The sequence below is a fragment of the Bacillus yunxiaonensis genome, from assembly GCF_037104695.1.
Taxonomy (GTDB): Bacteria; Bacillota; Bacilli; order Bacillales; family Bacillaceae_G; genus Bacillus_A; species Bacillus_A yunxiaonensis.
In genome coordinates this window covers 359,258-383,405 of sequence record NZ_JBAWSV010000001.1, presented here as the reverse complement: position 1 = coordinate 383,405, position 24,148 = coordinate 359,258, and the positions used below count along the sequence as shown (strand labels likewise).

The 24,148-nt window shown below is 35.9% G+C and carries 22 protein-coding genes and 1 pseudogene; 3 read left to right on the top strand and 20 right to left on the bottom strand.

Annotation, left to right across the window (positions count from 1 at the left end; genetic code table 11):
• Nucleotides 1-372: 372 nt before the first annotated feature.
• The 3 genes from phaC to WAX78_RS01920 form a co-directional block, all read right to left on the bottom strand.
• Nucleotides 373-1,461, bottom strand: a complete 1,089-nt coding sequence (phaC, locus tag WAX78_RS01930) for a class III poly(R)-hydroxyalkanoic acid synthase subunit PhaC (RefSeq protein ID WP_336480614.1) — start codon at nucleotides 1,459-1,461, stop codon at nucleotides 373-375.
• Nucleotides 1,462-1,519: 58 nt separating this feature from the next.
• On the bottom strand, nucleotides 1,520-1,939 hold the full coding sequence (locus tag WAX78_RS01925; RefSeq protein WP_336480613.1) for a hypothetical protein: 420 nt from the start codon (nucleotides 1,937-1,939) through the stop codon (nucleotides 1,520-1,522).
• 193 nt (nucleotides 1,940-2,132) lie between these two features.
• Entirely contained in the window at nucleotides 2,133-2,915 is a 783-nt protein-coding gene (locus WAX78_RS01920) for an SDR family NAD(P)-dependent oxidoreductase (protein ID WP_336480612.1), read from the bottom strand.
• A 429-nt stretch (nucleotides 2,916-3,344) separates the two neighbouring features.
• On the opposite strand from WAX78_RS01920, the gene WAX78_RS01915 reads away from it, so the two are divergent.
• A complete protein-coding gene (locus WAX78_RS01915; protein ID WP_336480611.1) occupies nucleotides 3,345-4,250 on the top strand; it encodes a LysR family transcriptional regulator in 906 nt (301 codons plus the stop codon).
• Nucleotides 4,251-4,319: 69 nt separating this feature from the next.
• On the opposite strand, the gene WAX78_RS01910 is transcribed toward WAX78_RS01915, so the two are convergent.
• From WAX78_RS01910 to WAX78_RS01840, 15 genes are all read right to left on the bottom strand, one after another.
• A complete protein-coding gene (locus tag WAX78_RS01910; protein ID WP_336480610.1) occupies nucleotides 4,320-4,796 on the bottom strand; it encodes a 2,4'-dihydroxyacetophenone dioxygenase family protein in 477 nt (158 codons plus the stop codon).
• Between the two features lie 174 nt (nucleotides 4,797-4,970).
• Nucleotides 4,971-5,759 (bottom strand): SDR family NAD(P)-dependent oxidoreductase, encoded by a 789-nt coding sequence (locus tag WAX78_RS01905; RefSeq protein WP_336480609.1) that lies wholly within the window; start codon nucleotides 5,757-5,759, stop codon nucleotides 4,971-4,973.
• Nucleotides 5,760-6,140: 381 nt separating this feature from the next.
• Nucleotides 6,141-6,275: a hypothetical protein gene (locus tag WAX78_RS01900; RefSeq protein WP_336480608.1), complete on the bottom strand. Its 135-nt coding sequence runs from the start codon at nucleotides 6,273-6,275 to the stop codon at nucleotides 6,141-6,143.
• A gap of 52 nt (nucleotides 6,276-6,327) precedes the next feature.
• The gene (locus WAX78_RS01895; RefSeq protein ID WP_336480607.1) at nucleotides 6,328-7,617 is read right to left on the bottom strand and encodes an MFS transporter; all 1,290 of its coding nucleotides are present in this window, start codon (nucleotides 7,615-7,617) and stop codon (nucleotides 6,328-6,330) included.
• A 166-nt stretch (nucleotides 7,618-7,783) separates the two neighbouring features.
• A complete protein-coding gene (locus WAX78_RS01890; protein ID WP_336480606.1) occupies nucleotides 7,784-8,839 on the bottom strand; it encodes a TauD/TfdA family dioxygenase in 1,056 nt (351 codons plus the stop codon).
• Nucleotides 8,840-10,006: 1,167 nt separating this feature from the next.
• The gene (locus tag WAX78_RS01885) at nucleotides 10,007-10,411 is read right to left on the bottom strand and encodes a hypothetical protein (protein WP_336480605.1); all 405 of its coding nucleotides are present in this window, start codon (nucleotides 10,409-10,411) and stop codon (nucleotides 10,007-10,009) included.
• A gap of 140 nt (nucleotides 10,412-10,551) precedes the next feature.
• Complete coding sequence (locus WAX78_RS01880; protein WP_336481336.1) at nucleotides 10,552-10,872, bottom strand: hypothetical protein; 321 nt, start codon at nucleotides 10,870-10,872, stop codon at nucleotides 10,552-10,554.
• Nucleotides 10,873-11,671: 799 nt separating this feature from the next.
• Nucleotides 11,672-11,995: a hypothetical protein gene (locus tag WAX78_RS01875; RefSeq protein WP_336480604.1), complete on the bottom strand. Its 324-nt coding sequence runs from the start codon at nucleotides 11,993-11,995 to the stop codon at nucleotides 11,672-11,674.
• A gap of 537 nt (nucleotides 11,996-12,532) precedes the next feature.
• Complete coding sequence (locus WAX78_RS01870; RefSeq protein ID WP_336480603.1) at nucleotides 12,533-13,312, bottom strand: glycosyltransferase family 2 protein; 780 nt, start codon at nucleotides 13,310-13,312, stop codon at nucleotides 12,533-12,535.
• Nucleotides 13,313-13,354: 42 nt separating this feature from the next.
• Entirely contained in the window at nucleotides 13,355-13,882 is a 528-nt protein-coding gene (locus tag WAX78_RS01865; protein ID WP_336480602.1) for an O-fucosyltransferase family protein, read from the bottom strand.
• A 27-nt stretch (nucleotides 13,883-13,909) separates the two neighbouring features.
• Nucleotides 13,910-14,293 (bottom strand): hypothetical protein, encoded by a 384-nt coding sequence (locus WAX78_RS01860; protein ID WP_336480601.1) that lies wholly within the window; start codon nucleotides 14,291-14,293, stop codon nucleotides 13,910-13,912.
• 101 nt (nucleotides 14,294-14,394) lie between these two features.
• The gene (locus WAX78_RS01855; RefSeq protein WP_336480600.1) at nucleotides 14,395-15,327 is read right to left on the bottom strand and encodes an O-fucosyltransferase family protein; all 933 of its coding nucleotides are present in this window, start codon (nucleotides 15,325-15,327) and stop codon (nucleotides 14,395-14,397) included.
• 107 nt (nucleotides 15,328-15,434) lie between these two features.
• Nucleotides 15,435-16,169, bottom strand: a complete 735-nt coding sequence (locus WAX78_RS01850; protein WP_336480599.1) for an FkbM family methyltransferase — start codon at nucleotides 16,167-16,169, stop codon at nucleotides 15,435-15,437.
• 7 nt (nucleotides 16,170-16,176) lie between these two features.
• The gene (gmd, locus tag WAX78_RS01845; protein ID WP_336480598.1) at nucleotides 16,177-17,139 is read right to left on the bottom strand and encodes a GDP-mannose 4,6-dehydratase; all 963 of its coding nucleotides are present in this window, start codon (nucleotides 17,137-17,139) and stop codon (nucleotides 16,177-16,179) included.
• Nucleotides 17,140-17,414: 275 nt separating this feature from the next.
• Complete coding sequence (locus tag WAX78_RS01840) at nucleotides 17,415-18,827, bottom strand: glycosyltransferase (protein ID WP_336480597.1); 1,413 nt, start codon at nucleotides 18,825-18,827, stop codon at nucleotides 17,415-17,417.
• A gap of 162 nt (nucleotides 18,828-18,989) precedes the next feature.
• Between WAX78_RS01840 and WAX78_RS01835 the strand changes: the two genes are divergently transcribed.
• Nucleotides 18,990-20,183, top strand: a complete 1,194-nt coding sequence (locus WAX78_RS01835) for a glycosyltransferase family 2 protein (protein ID WP_336480596.1) — start codon at nucleotides 18,990-18,992, stop codon at nucleotides 20,181-20,183.
• A gap of 103 nt (nucleotides 20,184-20,286) precedes the next feature.
• Nucleotides 20,287-20,592 (top strand): annotated as a pseudogene (locus WAX78_RS01830) (hypothetical protein); the annotation flags it as partial.
• 986 nt (nucleotides 20,593-21,578) lie between these two features.
• On the opposite strand, the gene WAX78_RS01825 reads toward WAX78_RS01830, so the two are convergent.
• On the bottom strand, nucleotides 21,579-22,517 hold the full coding sequence (locus WAX78_RS01825; protein ID WP_336480595.1) for a GDP-L-fucose synthase family protein: 939 nt from the start codon (nucleotides 22,515-22,517) through the stop codon (nucleotides 21,579-21,581).
• Between the two features lie 151 nt (nucleotides 22,518-22,668).
• Nucleotides 22,669-24,051: a sugar phosphate nucleotidyltransferase gene (locus WAX78_RS01820; RefSeq protein WP_336480594.1), complete on the bottom strand. Its 1,383-nt coding sequence runs from the start codon at nucleotides 24,049-24,051 to the stop codon at nucleotides 22,669-22,671.
• Nucleotides 24,052-24,148: the final 97 nt, after the last annotated feature.

Genomic DNA, 24,148 nt, shown 5'->3' with positions numbered 1-24,148 from the left:
TTATATTTTTAAAACTAATTAACCAGATTTTTGAGAGGGAGATTTTGATAAAGAATCTATGAATTGTTTTTTAGTAAAATGGTAAGTTCGGTGAGTGTAATAAACTTTCGCAGTAGCAAGATTATCACAAAGGGAACACTTAATTTGATACGAAGCTTTGCTAACATGGGGAGTTTCTAACAATAGTAATGTTTCTTTCATGTGTGTAGTACAAACCCACATAATTTCACCTCTTCATTAATATTTTTCATCTTACAGTAACACTTACATTATGCTTTATAAGCTAAAAAACTTCTTAACTAATAAAATTTAGCTTTTCACAACTTCTTCAAGTTGCGAATACAGATTATCTCATTCGAACATTATTCACTATTAGTTAGACCGTTCTTCCAACCAGTCACCAATCGTTGGATAAGTTATTTTTGAAGCTTTACTTCCAAAAGCAATAGACGTATGCCCAACTGGTAAATTTATATATTGTTTATCTTTACTTGATATATGATTCATTAATGCTTCTACTTGATGTGGTTGAGCAATAATATCGATTTTACCTGATAAGTTGAGCACATTAGCATTGATTGCTTCAAGTTTAACCTGACGCCCACGAATAACCAGTTCCCCTTTAATCAGTTTATTTTTTTGATAAAAATCGCTAATCCACTGACGATAGGCTTCACCTGGAAATGGAATGCCGTCGTTTAACCATTTTTGCAAAAGTTTAAAGCTCTTTACGAATCTTTCATCTTCAGCACGATCGAAAAGACTAACATATGGCCCATAAAAATTTGCCATCGGTTTGAGTAATTTGTTTCCAATGTCAATCATTTCAGGTGGAATATTACCGAGCGTTTGGACCACTTTATCAATATCAAAATACCGTTCATCTAGCATAGCGCCGTATAGACCTGTTTCTTCAAAATCAAAAGGAGTTGTCATAAAAACAATATTGCGAATTGGCAATTCAGGGTGCAGCGCCGCAAATATTGATGTTATCGTACCGCCCATGCAGTAACCAAGCATGGATACCTCATCAGCATTAGATTTTCGCAATACTTTACGAACTGCACGTGGAATGTAGTCCATAATATAATTATCTAATTTCATATTTTTATCTTCGGGACCTGGTGTACCCCAGTCTAGGAGATAAACATCAAAGTTACGATTCACTAAATATTCTATTAAACTGCCCCCCTTTGTTAAATCCATAATATATGGTTTATTAATCAATGCATAAATCAATAGGATTGGAATTTTATGTTTTTTTGGTTGATCAGAAAAATATCGATAGAGCTTCGTTTTATTCCTAGTCCAAATAACTTCCTTCGGTGTTGGACCTACTTCAGGCTCGGCATCCAATGTTAACACTTGAGTTGCACTTTTTACACGCCCATACATCTGTTGATACTCCTCAGTTATCATTTTGATAAACTTTTCGTATTCTTTTGTCATAAGAACACTCATGACTTCACCCCTTACATAATTAATAATCGACTTATGAATTTGTTTTTTACTGTATTTCTTATACAGTACCTTTTGTACTCATACCTTTTGGGGATTTTAATAAGGTTATAAGTTCATTCAGTTTAATATCAAGGCTCTTCATATCCTTTTTTAAATTTTCCATTTCACGTTGCAATTCCACTGAGTCTCCTTGAGTATCCTTTGTTTCTTGTATAAATTCTTCTAAATCATCCACCTTTGCATCTATATTGACAATCTGAGAAGAAATATGCACAAGGTCATTTCGTGATGGTAGATTAACAAATTCATAATAACGTTCTGTTGTTTCATTCATCATTTTTTTGAATTGAAGATTCATCTCCAACATCTGTCCTATTCCTTGAGCAGGAAATTCTTTAGTCACTTGCTCATCAAAAAAGTTACTGTACCGAGAATAATACTCTTTCCAAATTTTATAAAAGCTAGAGTTTTCAGCCATCTTTCCTCCTCCTATTACCTGAATAATTTATTAGTTGTCATATATTTATGAAAGGTATTCCCTTCTTAAAGAAGCGGAATGCCTCTTTAATACCTACGATTCTGTTAAAAGTTTACTAGTACTCTTTTGAATTTTCCGTTAGATGTGTAACCATCTAAAATAAATCACCCACAATACTATAGTTTGTTATTTTTTACACTTTTTGCTCAAGAAGTTTTCGAGTATAAATGGTTACCCATTTCCTTGGCAGTAGTCCCACAGATTTAGCCATGAGTTTATTTTTAAAACCCGGGATGATTACCCTTTTATTCTTCATTAACCCTTCAAAGCCGCACTTAGCAACCATTTTCGGATCCAACATGTTCTTATTGAACACTTTCGTGCCTGCTCCGGCGAATTGTTGCGTGAGCGGTGTTTTGGTAAAGCCGGGACATAATACGGAAACTTGAACCCCGGTTCCTTTCAATTCTTCTGCAATCGCTTCCGAAAAGGATAATACGTACGATTTGCTTGCTCCATACATTGACATCCGTGGAACTGGCTGAAAGGCCGCTAGTGAAGCCACGTTTAAAATTTTACCTTGCTTTCGTTTCACCATGTCATCCGTAAAAAGTCTAGTTAAATACGTAAGTGAGATCATATTGAGCTGCAGATATTCCATTTCTTTCTGAATATCTGCTTCCGTCATGAATCCGAACCCGCCAGCCCCAGCATTATTAATTAAAATATTGATGTCAATTCCTTCATTTTTCAATTGTTGATGCATACTCTCTATCGTTGTATGGCTGCTCAAATCACCAGCAAAAATATTCACTTGCACGCCATAATCCTTTTTTAAATTCTCGGCTTGTTGTTCCAACAACGTTTCGTCTCTAGCAACTAATACCAAGTTATAACAATGGCTTGCGAAAACTTTAGCGAATTCCAAACCGATTCCTTTTGTAGCACCAGTAATTAAAACCGTTTCTGTTGTCATCCGTCTCCTCCCCATGTATTATTTATCCAGTTGAGAAATCACTTTATCCACTCCTTGAATGACAGATTCAGAATCTGTTACATCCAATGCTAGGATAAGTGCTTATCTCCCTAACGCTTTGACTACTTTCACAACTTTTTTGCAAGCCTTTATACAACGTGAACATGCTACAACGTTCGCATCTTCTTTTGCCAACGTAAGCGTTATCAGCCACCATTAACCAGCTTTCATCTCCTGTGAATATTTCTTTCTGTCCTGTTAAACCAATTGTTTAGATGACATTCTAGCTACCCTTTGTTTATTTAGAATATTCTAAAATTTATAAATATTCGTATTGTTTTTGATTATACTCATAAATTATAATTAAATAAAATTAAAGATTTTAATGTGTAAGTAAGTAATATTAATATTTAAAAAAGGGGGACGGCCATGAACATTGAACAATTGCTATATATTATTGAGGTCTCAAAGTATAGTTCTCTGACTATAGCCGCACAGAATCTTCATGTGACCCAATCCACGATTAGTCAATCCATTACCAGCTTAGAAAAGGAGTTAGGAATTAAAATTCTTAATCGCTCCCGTGGACACGGTGCTGTACCAACAGATGAAGGTAGAATCATTCTAAAACTTGCCTACGAAGTACTGAAAAAAATTGAAGAAATTAAAGAGACAGCCAACTCATTCAATTCCTTGGATGTGGGAGAACTAAGATTATCTTCTTTACCCGGATTGACGACGTTTCTAGTAAAAGCTATAGCCGCTTTTAGACAAGAATATCCACATGTGAATGTGGAGGTGTCCGAAAAAAGTGGATCTGCTGTGATTGAAGATATTCGACAGCATAAGACCGACATCGGACTAATTACATATTCAGCCGATTTGAACATAAACATGGAAGGAATAGCTTTTGAAACACTATTTGAAGGGCAACAGAAAGTGTATGTTTCTAAGCATTCTCCCTTAGCGTTTCTTGGTACAATAGCTCCGCATGATATACTTGATCAAACTCTCGTTACATATAACGGTGAATTTATGCAATATTTTGTTCAAGATTTCTTTAATAAATATAAGCCCTTAAAAATCCTATTTACGTCAAATAATATGGACGGAGTTCTCCAAGCCATCATTGAAAGTTTAGCTATTACATTTGCTCCTGATTTCGTAATGAAAAATTATCCCCCTGTCATCAATGGTGATATCATTCCGATTGATTTGATAAATCATAGGACTGTAAATATTTCTTTAGGGTTGGTTCGATCAGAGAATAAACATTTATCCACTTTTGCCAACAAATATATTCATTATCTAAAATCTATAATTGTTAAGAGTTAAGAACGAAAAAAGAGAAGCATCTTCGTCGCATGTGAACGTCGGGCTTCTCTTTTTTTACGAATCTATCTTTTAAAATTTGGTCACATCTACAGGCTCAATTCCTTCAGCCGCGCAGTGGTCATGGTATTTTTTCAGGAATGACTCAAAATTATCTCTGGCAATAATTTCTCCATTCTCACCTAAATAGTCTAATGTTCCTTCAACAATATTCAACGTAATAACTTCTTCATCGCCTACAGCCTGAGGTGTATGTGAGGAGCCAGCCGGTTCATAAACGACATCACCAGCTTTGGAGATCCAAGGATCTTCGAGATATCTCCAAGTACCTTGGACAGTATAAACAATGACCGTACCAGGATGAAAATGAGCGGGAAGTTGCATAGCCGCAGGAACTTTTAATAACGTAACCGTCTGTCCTGTCACTGGATTGGCTTTAAGCAATTTAAATTTCGCATCTCCAAAATAAGGAATCCAAGGCAAATCATCTGGACAAATATTATTGGCATGGAATGCAGTTACCTCTTTTACACTTTTTACGTTACTCACTTATATCCCCTCTTTCAATTTTTTGAAATCCGCATATTGATAACGTTTACAATAATAAGTTGATTGAATATTGCGAATTTATTATTTTCAGTATATTTATAATTACCAATTAAGTAAAATTATTATTTTTAACATATAATTAAGTTTTATTAATGTACGCTATCAACTTGATATTTACTTAGCGCCAAGTCCCCCATCAAGAGTCAATATTTGTCCTGTACAATAATCAGAAGCTGCTGAAGCAAAATAAAGGACAGCTCCTACTAAGTCATTGTCTCTACCTAATCTCCTTACTGGAACTTGGGAGGCGATAATCGGGCCAGCCTTATGTACAAGTGTTCCCGGTATTTCTGGGTTATTCATTCCAGTAGTAAAAACTCCAGGAGCAATGGAATTCACATGTACTCCATGTCGACCCCACTTAACTGCAAGATCCTTTGTTAAAGTCATAACTGCACCCTTACTTGTTGTATATCCTACAGAATCTACAGCTTCTGGGTCAGTACCTTTAAAGCCGATTGAAGAAGAAATGTTAATGATTTTTCCGTATTCGTTGTCTATCATATGTCTTCCTACAGCCTGACACATCAAAAATGTTCCTGTCACATTTGTATCGAGCATAGCTTGCCATTGTTTTAAAGGCATGTCCGTAGCAGGTGTTTCAAAAACCGTTCCGCTACTGTTAACTAAAATTTCGATTTTCCCAAAATGAGAGACCGCTTTCTCCACAGCTTGAGCGACAGATTCAGGAACTGTTACATCCAATGATATGGCAAGTGCTTGTCTCCCTAACGCTTCGATTTCTTTCACAACTTCTTCGCAAACCTCCATACGACGTGAACAAACTACGACGTTTGCACCAGCCTCAGCCAACGCCATTGCCATTACACGCCCTAACCCACTACCACCTCCAGTAACCATTGCTGTCTGTCCTGTTAAATCAAACAATTGTTTAGATGACATTCTAAATCTCCTCTCGAATTAAGAATATTCAAAATTTTTAAAACATATTATGTTATTGATTATACTCATAAGTTATAATTAAATAAAATTAAAAATTTTAATGTGTAAGTAAGTATTACTAATATTTAAAAAGGGGGACAGTCATGCACATTGAACAATTACTATAAATATGGACGGAGTTCTACAAGTCATCATTGAAAGTTTGGCTATTACATTTGCACCTGATTTCATAATGAAAAATTATCCCCCTGTCATAAAGGGGGAAATCATTCCGATTGATTTGGTGATTCATAAGTTCTTACATATTTCTTTTAGGTTGATTCAAAAAGAGAATCCCCTGCTTTTTTGCTACCAGCCAAGCACTTAATTTTGTTATACAAGCTATTTTACTTCACCTTCTACTTCAGTATAATCATCAGAATAAGTCTCGGACATCTTCTCTTGACAATTCCAACATTCACTGCGATTTCGCTCCATAATGGCTAATTCTTCATGACAATATACACAACGATCCATTTATGCAACCTCCTTTTCATATTTATTTCCCTCATCGATCCATCAATGATTTTTAAATACTTACTTGCTCCTCTGCTTTGATTGTTGTGTGACTTTGCTTCGCGGGACGTACAACAATCAAAAACAATAATCCGATAACGAACATACCTAAAGAAGTTACTTGAAACCCATAACGATATCCCATTGCCTCAGTCGCTGCATATTGGATAAAATACCCGAATACGAGCGGGGCAATAATACTTGTTGAGCTTGCAAGAGCAACGTAGGTCCCTTGTGCTTTTCCGATGTTTTTGGGAGAAAAAAAGTCCATCAATATTGCGGGTGCGAGTGAAAGAATGACATAGGCGAAACCTGGAGCAAGGGTGAAGAACAGGATGGATATAGCAGTTGAATTCACGGTATTTGCCAAATATACACAAAGAGCAGATAGCACCATCATGGAACCGGCAAGAATTATTCGTGCTTTACGAATATCCCCAGTTTTGCGATAAATCCGGTCTGATAGCATAGAAAATCCAATTTGGCTAATGGCAGCGAAAAGAAAAGGTAACGACACAGCTAATTTTAATGTTTGATTATCAAAATGTTGAACTTTGGTAAAGTATGCCGGAAACCATATCGCTTGAACAGACAATAACCAATAGGCACAGCCTCCACACAAAATGATAAAAACAAAATTTGTAGACAACAGATGCGGAAGAAACTGACGCCAAGAAACCTTAGAGAGGGTTGATGAATGCTGCTCCTCTTGATGAAAAGAAGGAAACCCGATTTCTTGTGGACTGTCTTTACCGAAAATGACCCATAAAACTAATACAATAAGTCCAACAATCCCCATGGCTATAAAAGCAGATCTCCATCCATATTGATTGATCAAGGAGATTAATAATGGTGAAGCAATTGCAGGCCCAATTGTTGCTCCACAGAGAACAGCGCCAAAGCCTATACCATGTCTATGTTTTGGGAACCATTTTCCCACTATAGCCGTTGATAGAGCAGGAGCTGCACCTTCGCCTGCTCCCAAGAGCATCCTTGTAAGCACTAGCAGGGACAGACTGGAAACAAAAGGTGTAACAAATTGAACAATCAACCATACCAGCGACATCCAAGTTAACATTTTTTTCGTATTTTTGGAATCAGCCATGCCCCCAATAATGATAGAGGAAAAGGTGAAGAACCAAAAGAAGGAACTTCCCACCAATCCCCATTGTGAAGGACTTAAATGTAACTCTTTCATTACGGGAATGGAAACCAAACCAATGACAATTTTATCAACTTGGTTGATCATACCAGAAGCAACTAGAAATAATAATATTATCCAAGAATATTTTGGGGTGTTCAATATAAAAATCTCCCCTTACTTTTTACTATTTAAGGAAAACCTTTATTTGAATTCTGAAAGGTACTCCCCATCACATGAATGAATTGTTTTTCTTATGAAACGATTTATAAAGGTAAATCCCCAGGGTTTGAACTCATGGCTAAACTCCTGATATTTATTAAATCCATTACTTTATGTTTTCTACAATACCACCAGCTGTTTTTCCACGTACAGGAATACCGCCGCGACCTGCTTTACCTGTTTTCTCATCAATAAACATCGCGAAATCAGGTGCAATTTCGCGGCTATTTGGCATCGTGAGCCACAATCTTAGTAAATGACGTTTGCGTTCTGGTTCTTCATAGTCTTCGTATTGAGTACGTGAGTGAAGAACGGTATAATTATTGACGAATTGCATATCACCTGGTTCCAACATCATATCAATATGCATGTTTTCATCATGAAGGAGGGAATCCATTAAGTCATATGCTTCAATTTCAACTTGTGACAAATGGATACCTGTTTTCGCTTGTGCTGATTCGACATATCCGCGATTATATCTGCAGCTCAATTTACCTTCGTAATAACTAAAGACTGGTGATGAATATACAGGGGATTCTCCTGGTGCTTCCTCACCACGACGATCCAAGAAATATGGACGATAGAGAATTCCAAGATACTCTGGGTATTTCTCCAGAATTTCATTATAAACAGCCATCGAACTTACGATACTACTGAATCCTCCAGATTTAGCTTTTCGAAGACTTAATAATCCGACTACGTCAGATCCATCTGGGTGAAAGGGAAGATGTGCATTCGTTTGGTAACCGCGTACATTTGAATCATTAATGTTGAGACCTTGATCAATGACATGTCCTAAGAGGTCACCTTTTGCGTTTTGCGTTACCGGAATACCTAGATGAAGTCCGAGACCCCAGTAAATGATGCTCGCTTCTTCATCCGTATATCTTTCCATTGGTAATCCACGAATTAATAGGAACCCCCTTCCATCCTCTAGCTCTTCAATAAAATAAGTAATTTCGTCAGAGAGATCCGGAATTGGAAAATCCTCTTTGTTAAAATGAGGTGCTTTTAAACCCTTTTGTTTAACATAATATAAAGCGCTTTCAAAAGATGCGATCGTTTTCTCAGACAAGTAATAAACCCATGAATCATCTTTAGCTAGATCAATACCTTTCCATGCTACTGGTCCTTTAATTTTCTTCTTTAAAATGAACGGCATAGATACGCCTCCTTCGTTTTCTAATGCAATTTTTAAATTTTCCCTATTGTTTTCTTGGGTAACTCTTTTAAAAATCCCACTTGTCTAGGAAGCTTGTACTTTACCAGCTTATCATGATAGCAACAGTCATTTATGACCAAGTTTTGATGAGATAATATCGCAAACTTTTCTTTATTGGTTATTCCTTATGTGTATAGAATTACTGCAAGTCTTTCTAAGAATGAAAATCCCTTCATAAACAGGATAGCTTGTTTCCTAGTAAAAGAGCGACTCTATCTCCCTTCCCAATTTCTTTGTTAAATAAGTTATTACATAATTAAATAATGCTCCCCCCTTTTTACTTACATGGAAGTACTTTGAATAACAACTACTGTGATTGCATTAATTGTTATTTAATTCATTATATTCATAATTTTCAGTTAAATAAAATTAAAGATTTTAATGTGTAAGTAAGTATTATTAATATTCAATAGTAATTAATCAACCTCTTGCATATGCATGAAGTATCAAAAAAAGACAGTGTAATAAATGTTTGTTAATCAAACATCGATTATAATTTACACATCTAGTAATATGCATAAATTCTTTTCTATCATCCTACTAAGAAATAATATAATATGCATTAAAATTCATCTATAATACCATATCTTTGAATAAGTTTCGTTCTTAACTCTTCATTTTCAGCATTTGCAATATGTAACAATTCAAAATCAGGTTGAATTCAAAGATCAGCTACTTCCCTAGCTCGTAATCCCATGTATGCTAAAAATACAAAATAAGAGACGATCTTGGGCGCTATAAATTACACCTAGACAGGTCTCTACATCATTTTTATTGAAAATGGAGCCCGGGACGATAGTTTCATACATCTTATTTTCTAACTGAACTCCTAAATTTCGTAAAAGTGCTTTTGTGTCAAAGCTAAGTATTTTTTCAGCATCTGCTGTTCCAGCAATAAAACTTTTTAATTTTTTTCTTTAACTGGTAATTCACAGCAATAAGCAATATACAGTACATTTATACAGACAATCCAATTGTACATTGTAACTAAAAAGGCAAAAATATTTTCACTTATATCTTTGCACTAGAACCAGTTTTTATATTATATTGAACAAGAAAAAATTTTGTATAGGTATATATTTATAGTTATAAACCTAATAATAATCATTAAGGTTCTATTAATAACCGTACTTTTGAAGGATCATTATTTTTTTTCCATTGCTTGCTAGACACAAAAATTTGTTTTCTTCTAGTTTCTAGGTGTAGAATGTTCTCGATTGTTTCATCGATAATCTTATTGCCATTAGGATATAACTGCTTAAAAATTTTATTCACATTATATAACAAGGCTTTTGTTTTTGAGATGTCACCATCAAATCCCTCCGCAGATATACGGCATATCGCTGCTGTTTGTATATGAGGGCAAGTGTGTTCAACAATATAAAAAGTTTTCCTAAGTAAAATTCCTTCTAAATCAGCAATGCGTTGTAGGAGTGGAAATATACAAGCTTTTATAGTAACAAATACATCAAAATTATTTTCATCTTTATGATGATTTTTTATAGTTGTCATCATATCATGCACCGCATGTAAATACTTGTAAATGGAACTTTCCATATAGAAAATTGATCGTAAGGAAGATACATAGTTCTCTTCAGTAAATAGATTGAACAATACCTTCCCTCCCTTGTTTATTCAAAAGAATATTTGTTTTATTTTGATGGACGACATTTACTGCATAATCCATGCTTTGGGATTAAATCCATTACATTTTCAAACTTTCTTAATAATAACCATTCTTTCATTAAAACTGTTTCAACAAATCTAGTTGCTTCTCTGTTGAATCGAAAAATTTCACTGTTAGTAGGACGTGTAGGGAAATCCAAACGTTTTCCAGCAAAGGCTTGCATTTTTTCAGCTTCAGCGTTTAAAAGATGTGATAAAGCAATCTCTTCTAATGCTATTGACTCCAATAAATCTATAATAATTTCATTACAATCTGGCCGATGGGGCTCTGCGGGTATCGTTGGCATACTCAAGGTATAACACCCCCCTTTTATCACTTTACGTTGCTATTGTATGATTCACTCATACTTTCTGTTCCAAATGCCCTAATGAAAATGTATTCGTATTCATCGGATGCTATTTCCGACTTACACTGGTAACCATAAATTCATACTTCCTTTTTTTATTTTTCATCATAAAAAAAGGAAGTTCAAAGTTTCACTTCCTCTAAAACCTTCAATTTAAGGCCAAAGTCTGTTGTACCAAATGTACTGTGAACGGAAGCAGTTTGATAACATTTTCAAATTTGAACTGAAGTAACATTTTTAAAAATTTTTCGTACTACATTCCTCTTTTTCTAGAGGAAGTAAGGAAAACGAGGATAGATCCCTTTTTTCTATCGATAAACTGGGATGCTTTTTTTCGTTTTATAAAGAAATTTGAACGATACAATAAATTTTTCTTGGAAATATATAAATCCAGGTTCTTTTTTAACATGAAAAGAGCGACTCTGTTGCAAATATTAGGGTATAGCCATCAAATTAATGAAAATACGCTAGGTGCTGAAAAATACCTGGTGTATTTTTATTAACTATAGATGCTCTACTGTTTTTTCCTAAAATTATACATAATCTTAACTTGATATCTATACCCTAGTTCATCGCGTTTTTGTACGATAAGCCTAGAGCAAGGAAAAAATCCAAAACAACCGTTCTCACTCAATACATTAAAATGTAACTCAAAATCACTTAGCTATAGTAGCAAGTGACAGTTTGAGAAATACCGAAGGCAACCATAACTCTAGAAATAGGAACGATTAAAAGTTTCTTAAAGTAGCGGGGAAATTGATATCAAATCAAGGACGTTTTCGAACTTGAACTCTAGTAGCATTTCCTTCTTGATAACATCACGAAGTGTTCTTTGAACACTCGAGTCGATAGCAAGAAGATTGGATAACGAAACCCCTGAAGGAGAAAGCGTAGTTCCATGCGATAATGTTCCGAGAACAAGCTGAATCTTCTCTGCCTCGGCATTGATGATGTGAGCCAGAGCTAATTCTTCAAGGGCAATGGAAGTCAACAGCAATTGTATGGTCTGTGCAGGAGTAATCGAAATAGTTGGCGTAATATTGGGGATATTCGGAAAGGACAATCTGATTCACCTTCTTTCTTTAGCGTCAGTTTTATCTTATTATCCTTATCTTGTAAATGACACAAATTTTTTTCGCGCAGGATTTATGTATCGTCCAATTCGTTCACGGCTCCCTTGGATACCCAAAAGGATAAAAACTCACTTTCTGAACATACCATCTTCTATATTTTGAGGGATTCTTCCATGTTGCACTTGCCAAGGTCTTCACATCTTCCACGATCTTCGTCTATTCGTTCTAGGTTTAACGTCCTTTTGCCCTATTGGTAGGGTGCTCTAAAAAAAGCAAGGTTCACTTTATATTATGGTCTGTCAATCCGCTCGTATTTCTACTAGAAGGTACGTTATCAAAAACCTTCAACCTTAGAATTTCTCTACTAGTCGTCTGTCAGCTACTAGGCGATTAAGCTCTTACCTAGGTTGAAGTTTCAACAGCAAATAGTGCCCAGCTCAACTGGGCACGCAACAAAACAAACAAAATCACTTCATCAGAAACTCCATGTTCAAACCATTCTTGACTACGGTATGTTACTATCTTCTTTATTCTGTACGTTTCTGATGTTTCCACAAATTCTTCGGATCTTGCGATACTATATAAGAAAAATATTGGCTCATCCATTGATTCGAAACAGAGCCATAATTTTTTATACTTGCTCTAATGATTTCTGGTAGTCCAACATCAAAATATTGTGTCATAGTCTTGCTATCATTGTGCATTCTAGAAGTTGCCAAAACATGTTCAATAAAACCGATTGGATAGTGTTTGGAAATTCTCATCCACAAATCGTAATCCATACAAAAATGAAAATTCTCATCTATTCCGCCTACCATATCAAATGCCTCTTTACGTATGAATGCCGCGGGCTGACAAATAATACACCCTTCGTATAGCCGCTTTCGATTAAATGGCTCAATAGGATAGGGACCAATCACCTGATTCTGCTCATCCGTATAGTTAGCCCGTCCATATACCATTCCCCATTCCGTGTTTTGCTGCAATGCAGATACCGCTCTTTTCACCGCATTAGGCATATAAGTATCATCCGAATTCAGCCAACCTATGATTTCCCCTTTAGCCATATTAAGTCCCTTATTAATGGCATGAGATTGCCCCCGATCTTTTTCCGATACCCAGCGAAAACGTTCTCCAAGATAGTTGTATGACTTTAAAACTTCTACGGTGCTGTCTGTTGACCCTCCGTCAATCACTATATGCTCCAAATTAGAATAGTCTTGAGAAAGTACACTTTCAATTGTTTCCTGGATAAACTTACCCTGTTGATAGGAGGGAGTAATAATACTGACAAGCGGTTGGTTCATGCATATACCTCCTTGTTTGTATTTCATTCTTAATAGGAATGTTTATAGGAGCTTAATTGTCTCTTCCGGCCAAATTTTTAGACGACTGACTGCCACTGAAACATTAGAAGAATGATTACCAATAAAATAATTACACTTCATAGCTAGATACGTGTCTTTAATAATATCAATACATTTCTGTTTTGTATCATAATAAGGTACACCGCCATTATGCACAGAAACATGATTATAAGAGGTTCGTTTGGAGTCAGTATAAATTAATTTATTACCATATAATTCTTTATATCTTGTCAAAATACTTTCAGAATCTGTTAGCAAAAAAATGGATGCATCGGGGTTATTCTTTAGATAGCTATCAATTTCTTTTGGATATAAATTATTAAGCTGATATAAATTCGGACACTCCTTAATTTTGTCGCTACCACGAATATGCATCCCTAAAATAGGGTGTTTATTTTTCATATTTTTAAGATAAAAATCTTCAATTTCATTAGATAGATAAGGTTGTAGGTTGAAATATTTTTGATAAAGATAATCGTATACATCTTCAACTCCCAAACCATATGCCAAATGACCTTCTTTAATCCATTGTATAAGTTAGTCTACATAAATGTGTACGTTACTTACCAGCACATCCTCAGACCTGTTAAAAACACTAGCTATAGCTACATCTTCAAAATCCGTTAAATCTTTTGTGCCTGGAAAACGTAAATTACCATAATTCCATCTCGATGGATAGTAGGTATAATTTTCTTTTTCAAGATCATAAACGGAATAACTTGATACAGGCAAAAAATACATTGTAAATGCATCTGTAACTAATGGATCTTCAGAAGCGTACAAAGAATCAGCTCCCCAAAAAATAACAGGAATACGGTTGGTGAGTTCAGCAATTAAAAGTTGACCGGCGACATGGGATTCATCTGACCAAAAACCGTTTTCCCAGGCCTTAATTAGCAAAAATCGATTATTTCCGTTCATAAACGTCCCGTCCCTTAAATACGCTATCCCTTAATTTTCTTACTTAAAGCAGTTTCAGTGATTTATTGAATACACTGAAATTGTGTACGTCATTGCAGTTTCTAGTGCTGAATAAGCTTGATAGCTCCTTCCGACCAATCTTTAAGACGAAACACCGCTAAGGAAACGTTAGAATAATTAGCTCCAATAAAATGATCACATTTCGTGGCGAGATACGTATCTTTAATAATATCAACGCCCTTCATTTTTGTGTCATAATAAGGTAAATGGTGCAAAGGGATATTATCAAAAGGTGTTCGCATACAGTCAGTATAAATGATTTTATCACCATATAACTCTTGATATTTCACCAAAGTCTTCTCAGAATCTGTTAGTAAAAAAATGGATGCATCAGGGTTATTTTTTAGATAGTTATCGATTTCTTTTGGGTATAAGTCATTAAGCTGATGTAAATTTGGAACCTCGTCAATTTTGTCACTACCACGAATATGCACTCCTAAAATTGGGTGTTTACTTTTCATATTCTTAAGGTAAAAATCTTCGATTTCACCAGACAGATAAGGTTGCAGTTTAAAATATTTATTATAAAGATAGCGATGTATATCATGAAACTCTAAACCATATGCCGGGTGACTTTTTTTAATCCATTGTGTAAAGTAAAGTATAGATATGTGAACGTTACTTACCAGTACATTTTCAGACCTGTTAAAAAGATTAGATATATCTTGTGCACTTGAAAAATCTAATTGACCTGGCAAGTGTAAATTATTACGATTCCATCTCGACGAATAATAGGTATAGTTTTCATTAGTAAGATCATTAATGGAATAATTTGATACAGGCAAAAAATACATTGTAAATGCATCTTTAACTAACGGATCTTCGGAAGCATATAAAGAATCGGCTCCCCAAAAAACAACAGGAATGCGATCGGTAAGTTCAGCGATTAAAAGTTGACCAGAGACGTGCTCCATAGCTGACCAGAAACCGCAACTCCAAGCTTTGATTAGTAAAAAACGATTATTTTCAGGCACAAAGCAATCTCTCCATTCGTAAATATTTGAACACTTTTTATCCTGCCCGCTTAAGTTTTCTAGAGTTTTATTATGCTATACTATCAGTGACCGTTACGTTCCTTGAACTATAAGACTGACAAATTACTCTTGTGATGAAGAAATATATCATCAAATGGTAGTTTTTCTACTAATCTGTAACCCTGCATTGTCAAAAATTCTTCCACGCTTTTCTCCTGATAATTATTTTCCGCTACGATACATTCAATCTTCACCTTTTTAAAATCAATCGACTGAAGAACTGCTAATTCCGCTCCTTCAGTGTCTATACTTAATAAATCAATATGGGTAACATTGTGATTATCTAAAATAGATTGCAGGGTATACGTTTTAACTTTGACAACCTTACAACTTCCACCACAATCTTGCAATTCAATGTTTATTCTTTCTTTATGTCTCAAATCAAATTTATCAACTAGGCCACTAAGCATTTCTAATGATCCTTGTATCTGCAAAAAGTCTTGATTCCCATTTTCATTGGATATCGCTCCCTCTATACAAATACACTTTCTATTTTTTCTCAATAATTCAAACACTTCTGGTATTGGTTCAATGCAAATACCATCCCAATTTTTGTGCTTTTCAAAAAAATAACTGTTGCTGATACTTATTCCATCATGTGCTCCAATTTCGACAAAAAAACCTTTTTCCATCCCCTGGAATATTCTTTCATTTACAAACTTATCCTGACCAATCTGGCTATAATATTGCAATAGTAAGTCCCTACTTCCATTTTCTTTAGTTATCTCTAAATTCTGCTCCTGTTCTAATAACCTTACATGCGATACTTCTGTTTCATCCAAGTGTACTTTACTTAATTCGTTCCAAGTCAGCGTCAACCATCATATGCACCAATTGTTCTAAGTTAGTCTTAGCCGTCCAGCCTAATTTGCTCTTTGCTTTAGCCGGATTCCCAAGAAGTAAATCCACTTCTGCAGGGCGATAGAGTTGTGGATCGATAACAACGTAATCTTGATAATTTAATCCCACATAATTGAAGGCGATTTTACACATTTCTTCAACTGTTGCGGTTCTTCCCGTTGCAATTACATAATCATCCGGTGATGGCTGTTGAAGCATTAACCACATTGCTTCTACATAATCCCCAGCAAACCCCCAATCTCGTTTTGCATAAATATTTCCTAAATGAAGTTCTTTTTGCTGTCCGGCAACAATCCGAGCCACAGCGTCGGTAACTTTTCGCGTGACAAACTCGATTCCTCTAAGCGGAGATTCGTGATTGAACAGAATTCCATTACAGGTAAACATATTAAAACTTTCTCTGTAGTTTTTCGTCATCCAGTAACCGAAAACCTTAGATACACCATAAGGGCTTCTCGGATAAAAACGAGTTTCTTCCGTTTGTTCAGACTGCTCAGTCATGCCGAACATTTCACTGGAAGAAGCTTGGTACATTTTGATTTCAGGATTGACCTCCCGAATAGCTTCCAATATGTTCACAACACCAATACCCGTGACTTGTGCAGTCAAAATAGGCTGCTTCCAAGATGAAGCGACAAAACTTTGCGCTGCTAAGTGATACACTTCGTCAGGTTTTGTTAATTTTAAAGCCCTTAGGAGTGATGTGAAATCAGTCACATCTCCTTCCATATATTCCACTTCATCGGCTATGTTCAAGTAATCTAATCTCCAACATGTATTGGAGCTACGGCGTGGAAACAAGCCGACCACTCGATATCCCTTATCTAAAAGAAATTTCGCTAAATAGGCACCATCCTGTCCTGTAACGCCAGTAATAAGAGCTGTTTTCATACGAATGAACCTCCTCCTATTAAATCTTCAGGAACATTACATGTTATATATATCTATGATTCTATGAAACTTAAAAAATTCTGCTGAACAAGACTTACTCCCGAAACATATTTTAGGACACTTATACATCCCTTCAATATAAAAATCATTCCAATGTTTCGATAAATAGAATCTAATTCCCAACACAAATTTGGGAGACAATCTCTTTTTAAGACTTGATTGATTCTGTCCTGCTTTGCTTCGTTATAAAAAACTTTAATCCACTATTACAAGAACTATATTTCTGAATAACAGACCCTCATCATGAGCCAAATATTCTCCTGAAAGTCCTTATTTTCTTGCCCCATGTTATTGAAAATATAGACGAGATGCTCGAGTGCCGATATATAGTTTTTTTGTCTAATATAAATGATTGCTGCATTATACCTTGCCATAAGTAATGAGGGATATGTGGATAGAATATTCAGATATACCCCTAACGCATCCTCGATAAGATTTTTTACATACAATTCATTTCCATATTCCAGTTCCATCTTTATGATATCTTCGTCAGTCAGTTTCGGATTCGGTTCCTTCTCAGCTAACTGTTTTACTCTATCAACAACAACCTGTGCGCTTTTTCCCCAAGTAAATGAGGATAGAATCTGCTGGCTTGCTTTTTGTCCTTTCTCCTTGACCAATACACGATTTTCGTAGGCAAATCGCATTACCTGCTGCAAGTCACTCCTGTCAATTGATAGCCACCATGGATAATCTACTGTATCGAGATTACTTACTTTTTTTTCTGATAAAACAACCTCTTCTGAGGAAACGAAGAATGCTGTTTCCTCGCTACAAAAATCCCGACACGACCCTTTATCTGGTACAATCACTGAAGTGCCGCAGGCCATTGCTTCTGCAATGGTCAAACCGAATCCCTCACCCCTGTATGGATGAACTAAGCAATTACACGCTTTATACAATCTCGCCAGTTCTGCTTCCGAAAATTCATTATCCATGTATACAATACGCGGATTGTTTGGATTAGATATTGCTTCAAGGATCATTTTCTCAAGTGTTATTCCTTTATAAAAAGACCGAGTCCCGGTATCTTTGACGAACAAACAAACATCATCATCCGCTGTAAATTCATTAAGGTAAGCTTGAATTAGAATATCAATCCCCTTTCGTCCGATTGTTCCTCCGACGAATAGGAACCGAAAAGAAAAAGGTTCCAAAGCCATAGCTTCAACACCGTTGTGAAATATTTTTTCATCTACCCCTAGAGGAATCACATGAATTTTGTCCTTAGGAATGCCGCAACGCGTATAGCTTTCCTTGTTGTATAAGCTGTAAACCCATATTTCATCTGCCCAATATTTCATAGGGATATACCATTCTCTAGGGATTGCGCCATATTCCCATGGCTGCATACAAATCCAATGTCTGCTTTTTGGCGTCTTCCAATCGGGCGGCCACTGGTGGACAATTGTAAAATCAGCTTCCGGAAAGGGCAAGAATCTCTTCTTTTCCTCTTCTGCTGCTGTGGGAAATCGAGAAAGCAGCATTTCCGGCTCAGGTACCTTTATTCTAAGGTCAATTTGATGATTTTCCTGAAGATATCTGCAAATACTCCGATTTACGATTGCAAGACTATGATCGACAAACTGAGGACCAACCCAGTTTATTTTAGGTGTTTTTATTTTCAACGCTATCCTCCCCGATTTTGATTATGTCGTATCTTCATCAACTTTTTACTATATTGTATTGAACACGGTTAAATAAGTTTCCAAAAAAGCACTTTTACCCAGATGAAATCATATGATAGAAACTGATGATTTAATTTAATGTTATAGGGGAGGAACGGAATAATGAATTTTCGCCGCCTGTCGTTGTGTATGATTGTAAAGGATGAAGAGAATCATATTAGCAACTGCTTGAACAGTATAAAGAGCGTTGTAGACGAAATGATTATTGTAGATACGGGGTCTTCAGACCGAACTGTCGAAATATGTAAATCATTCGGAGCTCAGGTTTTTGACTTTCCCTGGAACGGGAGCTTTTCTGCTGCCCGCAACTATGGATTGGATCGCGCGACAGGGGATTGGATTTTATGGTTAGATGCAGACGAAGAGATAGATTCTTCAGATGTGTATAAATTACGTGATGCCCTCTACTGTGATGATTATCTCCTGTCCATTCATTTAATTAATTATTATGGTGATCGTCCAGATCCAAATAAAACGTTCGATATTGCTCATACTCGTCTTTTCCAAAACCATAAAGGGTTTAAATTTACAAACAGCATCCATGAAATGCTCAATGCGAATGAAGTTCTGACATCATCGGATGATAATCAGTCCATTAAGGTTGTTCCAATTAAGGTATACCATTACGGATATTTGGATTCTGTGAACAAAAGTAAAAAGAAATTCGAACGTAATTTTAATATGTTAACAGATGAACTCGAACAAAAAAATCGCGACCCTTGGATTGATTATCATATCGCAAGCGAATATTACCGTGTAGAGCAATATGACAAGGCATTTAATCATGTCAATCGCTCCATTGTAGGTTTCCTTCAACAGCTAAAAACACCACCTTCCCTACTGTATAGACTAAAGTATTCGATATTGATCGGTTCAGGGAGCATTGAAGGGGCATGGCCCGGTATCGAAAGAGCGATTTCTCTCTACCCAGATTATGTGGATTTACACTTTTATAAAGGCCTGATCCTATATATCAAAGAATCGTATATAGAAGCATTGGAAGTATTTGAGCACTGCCTCGAAATGGGCGAAGGGAACTTGCATCACCTTACCTTAAAGGGAGTAGGTAGCTTTCAAGCTTTGTATTATAAAGGATGCTGTCTTGAAAAACTTGGACAAATCGAGGCAACTGCGCAGGCTTATGCACTGGCTGCAAATCTATCACGAACATTTTCCCTTCCTATAAGCGCTCTACGTAAGCTGGTGATAAAGCATCAAGATATTTTTGGAGAATTACCAAAAAACCCCACAGACGAAACCATAATTGCTAGAGGATTGTCTATCAATACTCCATAATAGAACTAAAAATTTCATGAAAATAGTATGCTAGCCGTTCCATGTAAAGCACTCAATTTATATAATAAAATGCAATCAAAATTAAAAAAACAGAGGTGAAATAATGTCTTTCCCTAATATCCCTAATATCACACCAACCATTTCGATTACTACTGCACAGACCATACCATTGCTGCTTGCTTCCATTGCCCTTGAGGAATTGGCTCTAGCTCACATCGTCAATGCTGAAGCAGAGAAACTTCAATTTATTCTCGGAACATTACCGCCAGGACGAACTACGCTTTCCCCTCCGGTGGTTACGTTATCCAACCTTCTTGCTATCAACTCGAGTGTTCAAGGAACCCTTCGTGATGTAATCAAGAAAGAAATGCTGCTAGAATTCAAGTTTGAAAATGTACTAGATTTAATAGGTAACAGTGCTAATTCTACGCCAGGAAGCATAACAATCAATCCTATTACCGGTGCAACATGTGGTGTATCGCTTCCTATTTCAGGTACGTTAGTCGGTGCCCTTGGTCTTCCATTGGTAGGCGCCCAAGTAAATCTTGCAGTAACTGGTGCCTCACCGGGTGCTAATGTATCATTCAGTACTACAACACCTATTACAGATTTAGCTGGTAACTTTATCGTTTTAGGAACATTTACCGGCGTACCAGGTCCCAATTTTGTAACAATAACAGCTTCTTCTACTGTTTTAGGTGTTACGGCTAGTACCTCTCTGACTATCAATTTCACATGTTAATAAGTAATTCTATATTATGTTTCGATATATTAAGTGAGGACAGCTGTTTCTTCTCCTTTCCCCCTAGTTTGTTAGGGGGCTTTTTGTGCTTCATGAATAAATTAAATAATCTAGTAAATTCACATAGAAAATATATTGAAAAATTATGTCCCCAAAAAAGCAGTTAATAAATCTGTTCGGAAAAATTAATCACTAAATAAAAATATCAAGAGATACTACAACTAACTAAATAAAGCCTGTCAAAAAACGCTATCTTAGAAGATTTACAATATGATTCAATTTTTCCATAAAGGTATTACAAGGGTCATCACAAATAAGACAATGGTATTAGATCGAATTGATAAACTATGTCCCATTTAAGTAGATACAGAAAAAGTTTATCTAATGTGTCTACTTAAAAAATAAGTTTATCAAACATACTAGAACACGAAAAACAACCAAACGTTTTTTAAAAGCGTTTGGTTGTTTTTCGTGTTTCTCATTTTATTAAGGACCAAGTTAATCGTATTCTTTTTGAATCAATCACAAAATACAAATATGTTCGTTGACCTTTAACTTTACGTTGCATTCACTTTACATGAGTCATTGGTTTTCTTTACATATAAGCCATCTCATAATAGTAGTATGAATGATTAACAAATTACGTTCCCCTATCAATATCCCACATCTTGATTAATATACCAATCTATCGTTTTCTTCAATCCTTCTTCTAGACTAACCCTTGCTTCGAATCCAAAGCATTCCTTCGCTCTCTGTACATCAAGACATCTTCGGGGTTGACCATCAGGTTTCTGGGAATCCCAGTGAATTTGACCTTTAAAACCTGTTTGAGTAACAACTAACTCCACTAAGTCCTTAATTGAAATTTCTATTCCTGTACCGATGTTCACGGGTTCAGCCCCGTTATAACTTTCTGCTGCCAACAGAATCGCGTCTGCTGCATCTTCAACAAATAAAAACTCCCTCGTTGCCTTTCCGCTCCCCCATACTGTAATATGATCCTTTCCCTGTTCTATCGCCTCTAAACATTTCCGTATTAAGGCTGGAATTACATGAGAAGTCTCCAAGTCGAAGTTATCTCGAGGCCCATATAAATTTACAGGAAGAAGAAAAATAGAGTTAAAACTATATTGTTGTCTGTATGCCTGACTTTGTACAAGTAGCATTTTTTTTGCTAAACCATAAGGAGCATTCGTTTCTTCGGGATATCCGTTCCATAATTCGTCTTCCTTAAACGGAACGGAAGCAAATTTAGGATAGGAACAAATTGTTCCGCAAGCTACGAATTTTTCTACGTTGGCTACTCTTGCTGCTTCCATTAGATGGATCCCCATGGATAAATTGTCATAGAAAAATGACCCTGGATTTTTTCTATTGGCTTCAATCCCACCGACTGAAGCAGCCAAATGAATGATTAAATCGGGCCTTGTTTCCTGTATCAGCATTGTAGCTGTTTGTGGATTTCGCAAATCATATTGTTTGCTGCGCGGTACAATAATTTGCTTACAACCTAGCTCTCCCAATCGTTCCACTACATGAGAACCAAGAAATCCCGCTCCTCCGGTTACTATAACTTTCTTATTTTCCCACATTTCCATAATACCCCTATCCCTCTCTATGCGTTAACCTTTCATTTTTCGCTTTTTCATAATATTCTCATCCACTTCCATATATAATTGCTTAATTGTATGTGAGCGAAAAGAATTTTTCCAATAGTTATCTCGAACTTAAATTCAAGGAAATTCACTTATTTTCAATAGATTTCTTCATTTCTTCCCATGACATAAATAAACGAACAATATCTTGTTCTTCAAGTTCACTCCCCATCTGAACCTCGATAATTTCAAGATCTTTAATCGCTTTGATCCCATGTTTTGCACAAACCGGTATGCTTATCACATCACCTATCTTTACGTATGACAATACGTCATTTAGAACAAATTCCCCTTCACCAGCAACAATCATCCATACTTCGCTTCGCTTATGATGATATTGATAACTTAGGTTTTTTCCTGCAAATACACATATTCGTTTTGTCAGAACTTCTATTCCTTCGGCCGATTTTTTATGGTCCAGGACGCGATACCAACCCCAACGACGTTCCTCAAACATGGGTCGTTGCTCTAATCCCTTTACTACCTCTTTGATATAGTGACTTTTGGATTTATCTGCAACTAAAATACCATCCGGACTTGTTGCCACAACCACATTCGAAGTACCTAATACAATTACGGGAATATCTAATTCATTGATTAGATGGGTATTGATGCAATCATCACTCATTGACCCTCTGCCAACGACATTTGTTTGCATATCCTCAGTTAACGTATTCCAAGTACCCAAGTCCTTCCAATAACCATTATACGGAATAACTGCAATCTTCTCGGTCTTTTCCACAATTTCATAATCAAAGCTTATATCTGGTAGCCTTTCATAGTACTGAATTATCTCATCATACTGTGTAGGCAAACCTTGTTTTTTCATCTGGTTAATCATATATTCTAGTTTGAATGCAAAAACGCCACAGTTCCATAATGCATGTTGTTCAATCAACTGTTGCGCCTGATCTTCTGTCGGTTTTTCCTTAAAATCTTTTACTTTGATATATGTTTGTAATGGCTGGCGGTTCCTTTCACCTTTGTCAGGAATGATATAACCATATTTCGTTGAAGCATAAGTTGGGTTTACACCGATTAAAACAATATCCATACCCGATTGCCGAATGACACCTTCTAAATCTTTAACTTTATCAAAAAAATGATCTTCCACAAATAGATCGACAGGCATTACAGTGATTACTTCATGTAAACTTATACCAACGATCGAATATAAATATGTTGCCGCTAATATGATTGCCGGAAAAGTATCTCTTCGCTCTGGTTCGATGATTAATGGTACCTTGGTTCCTAATTGACTTTGAATGATATCCACTTGTGTTTTGTTTGTCGAAATGTAAGAAATATCCAACAATTGATTCGAATCCAATTGTCGCCACAGTCTCTGAACCATGGATTCTAACTCATTCTTTGGACATGTTAACATTTTTAAAAACTGTTTTGATCTAGAATCATTGGAAAGCGGCCATAATCGTTTCCCCGAACCTCCTGACAGTAATATAAGTTTCATACTATACACCTCGATGAAATACATTAGTTGAAATTCTTTCCTTGAGTTAACATATGAGTACATACCATATTGTGCAATAGATAATAATCCATAAAAT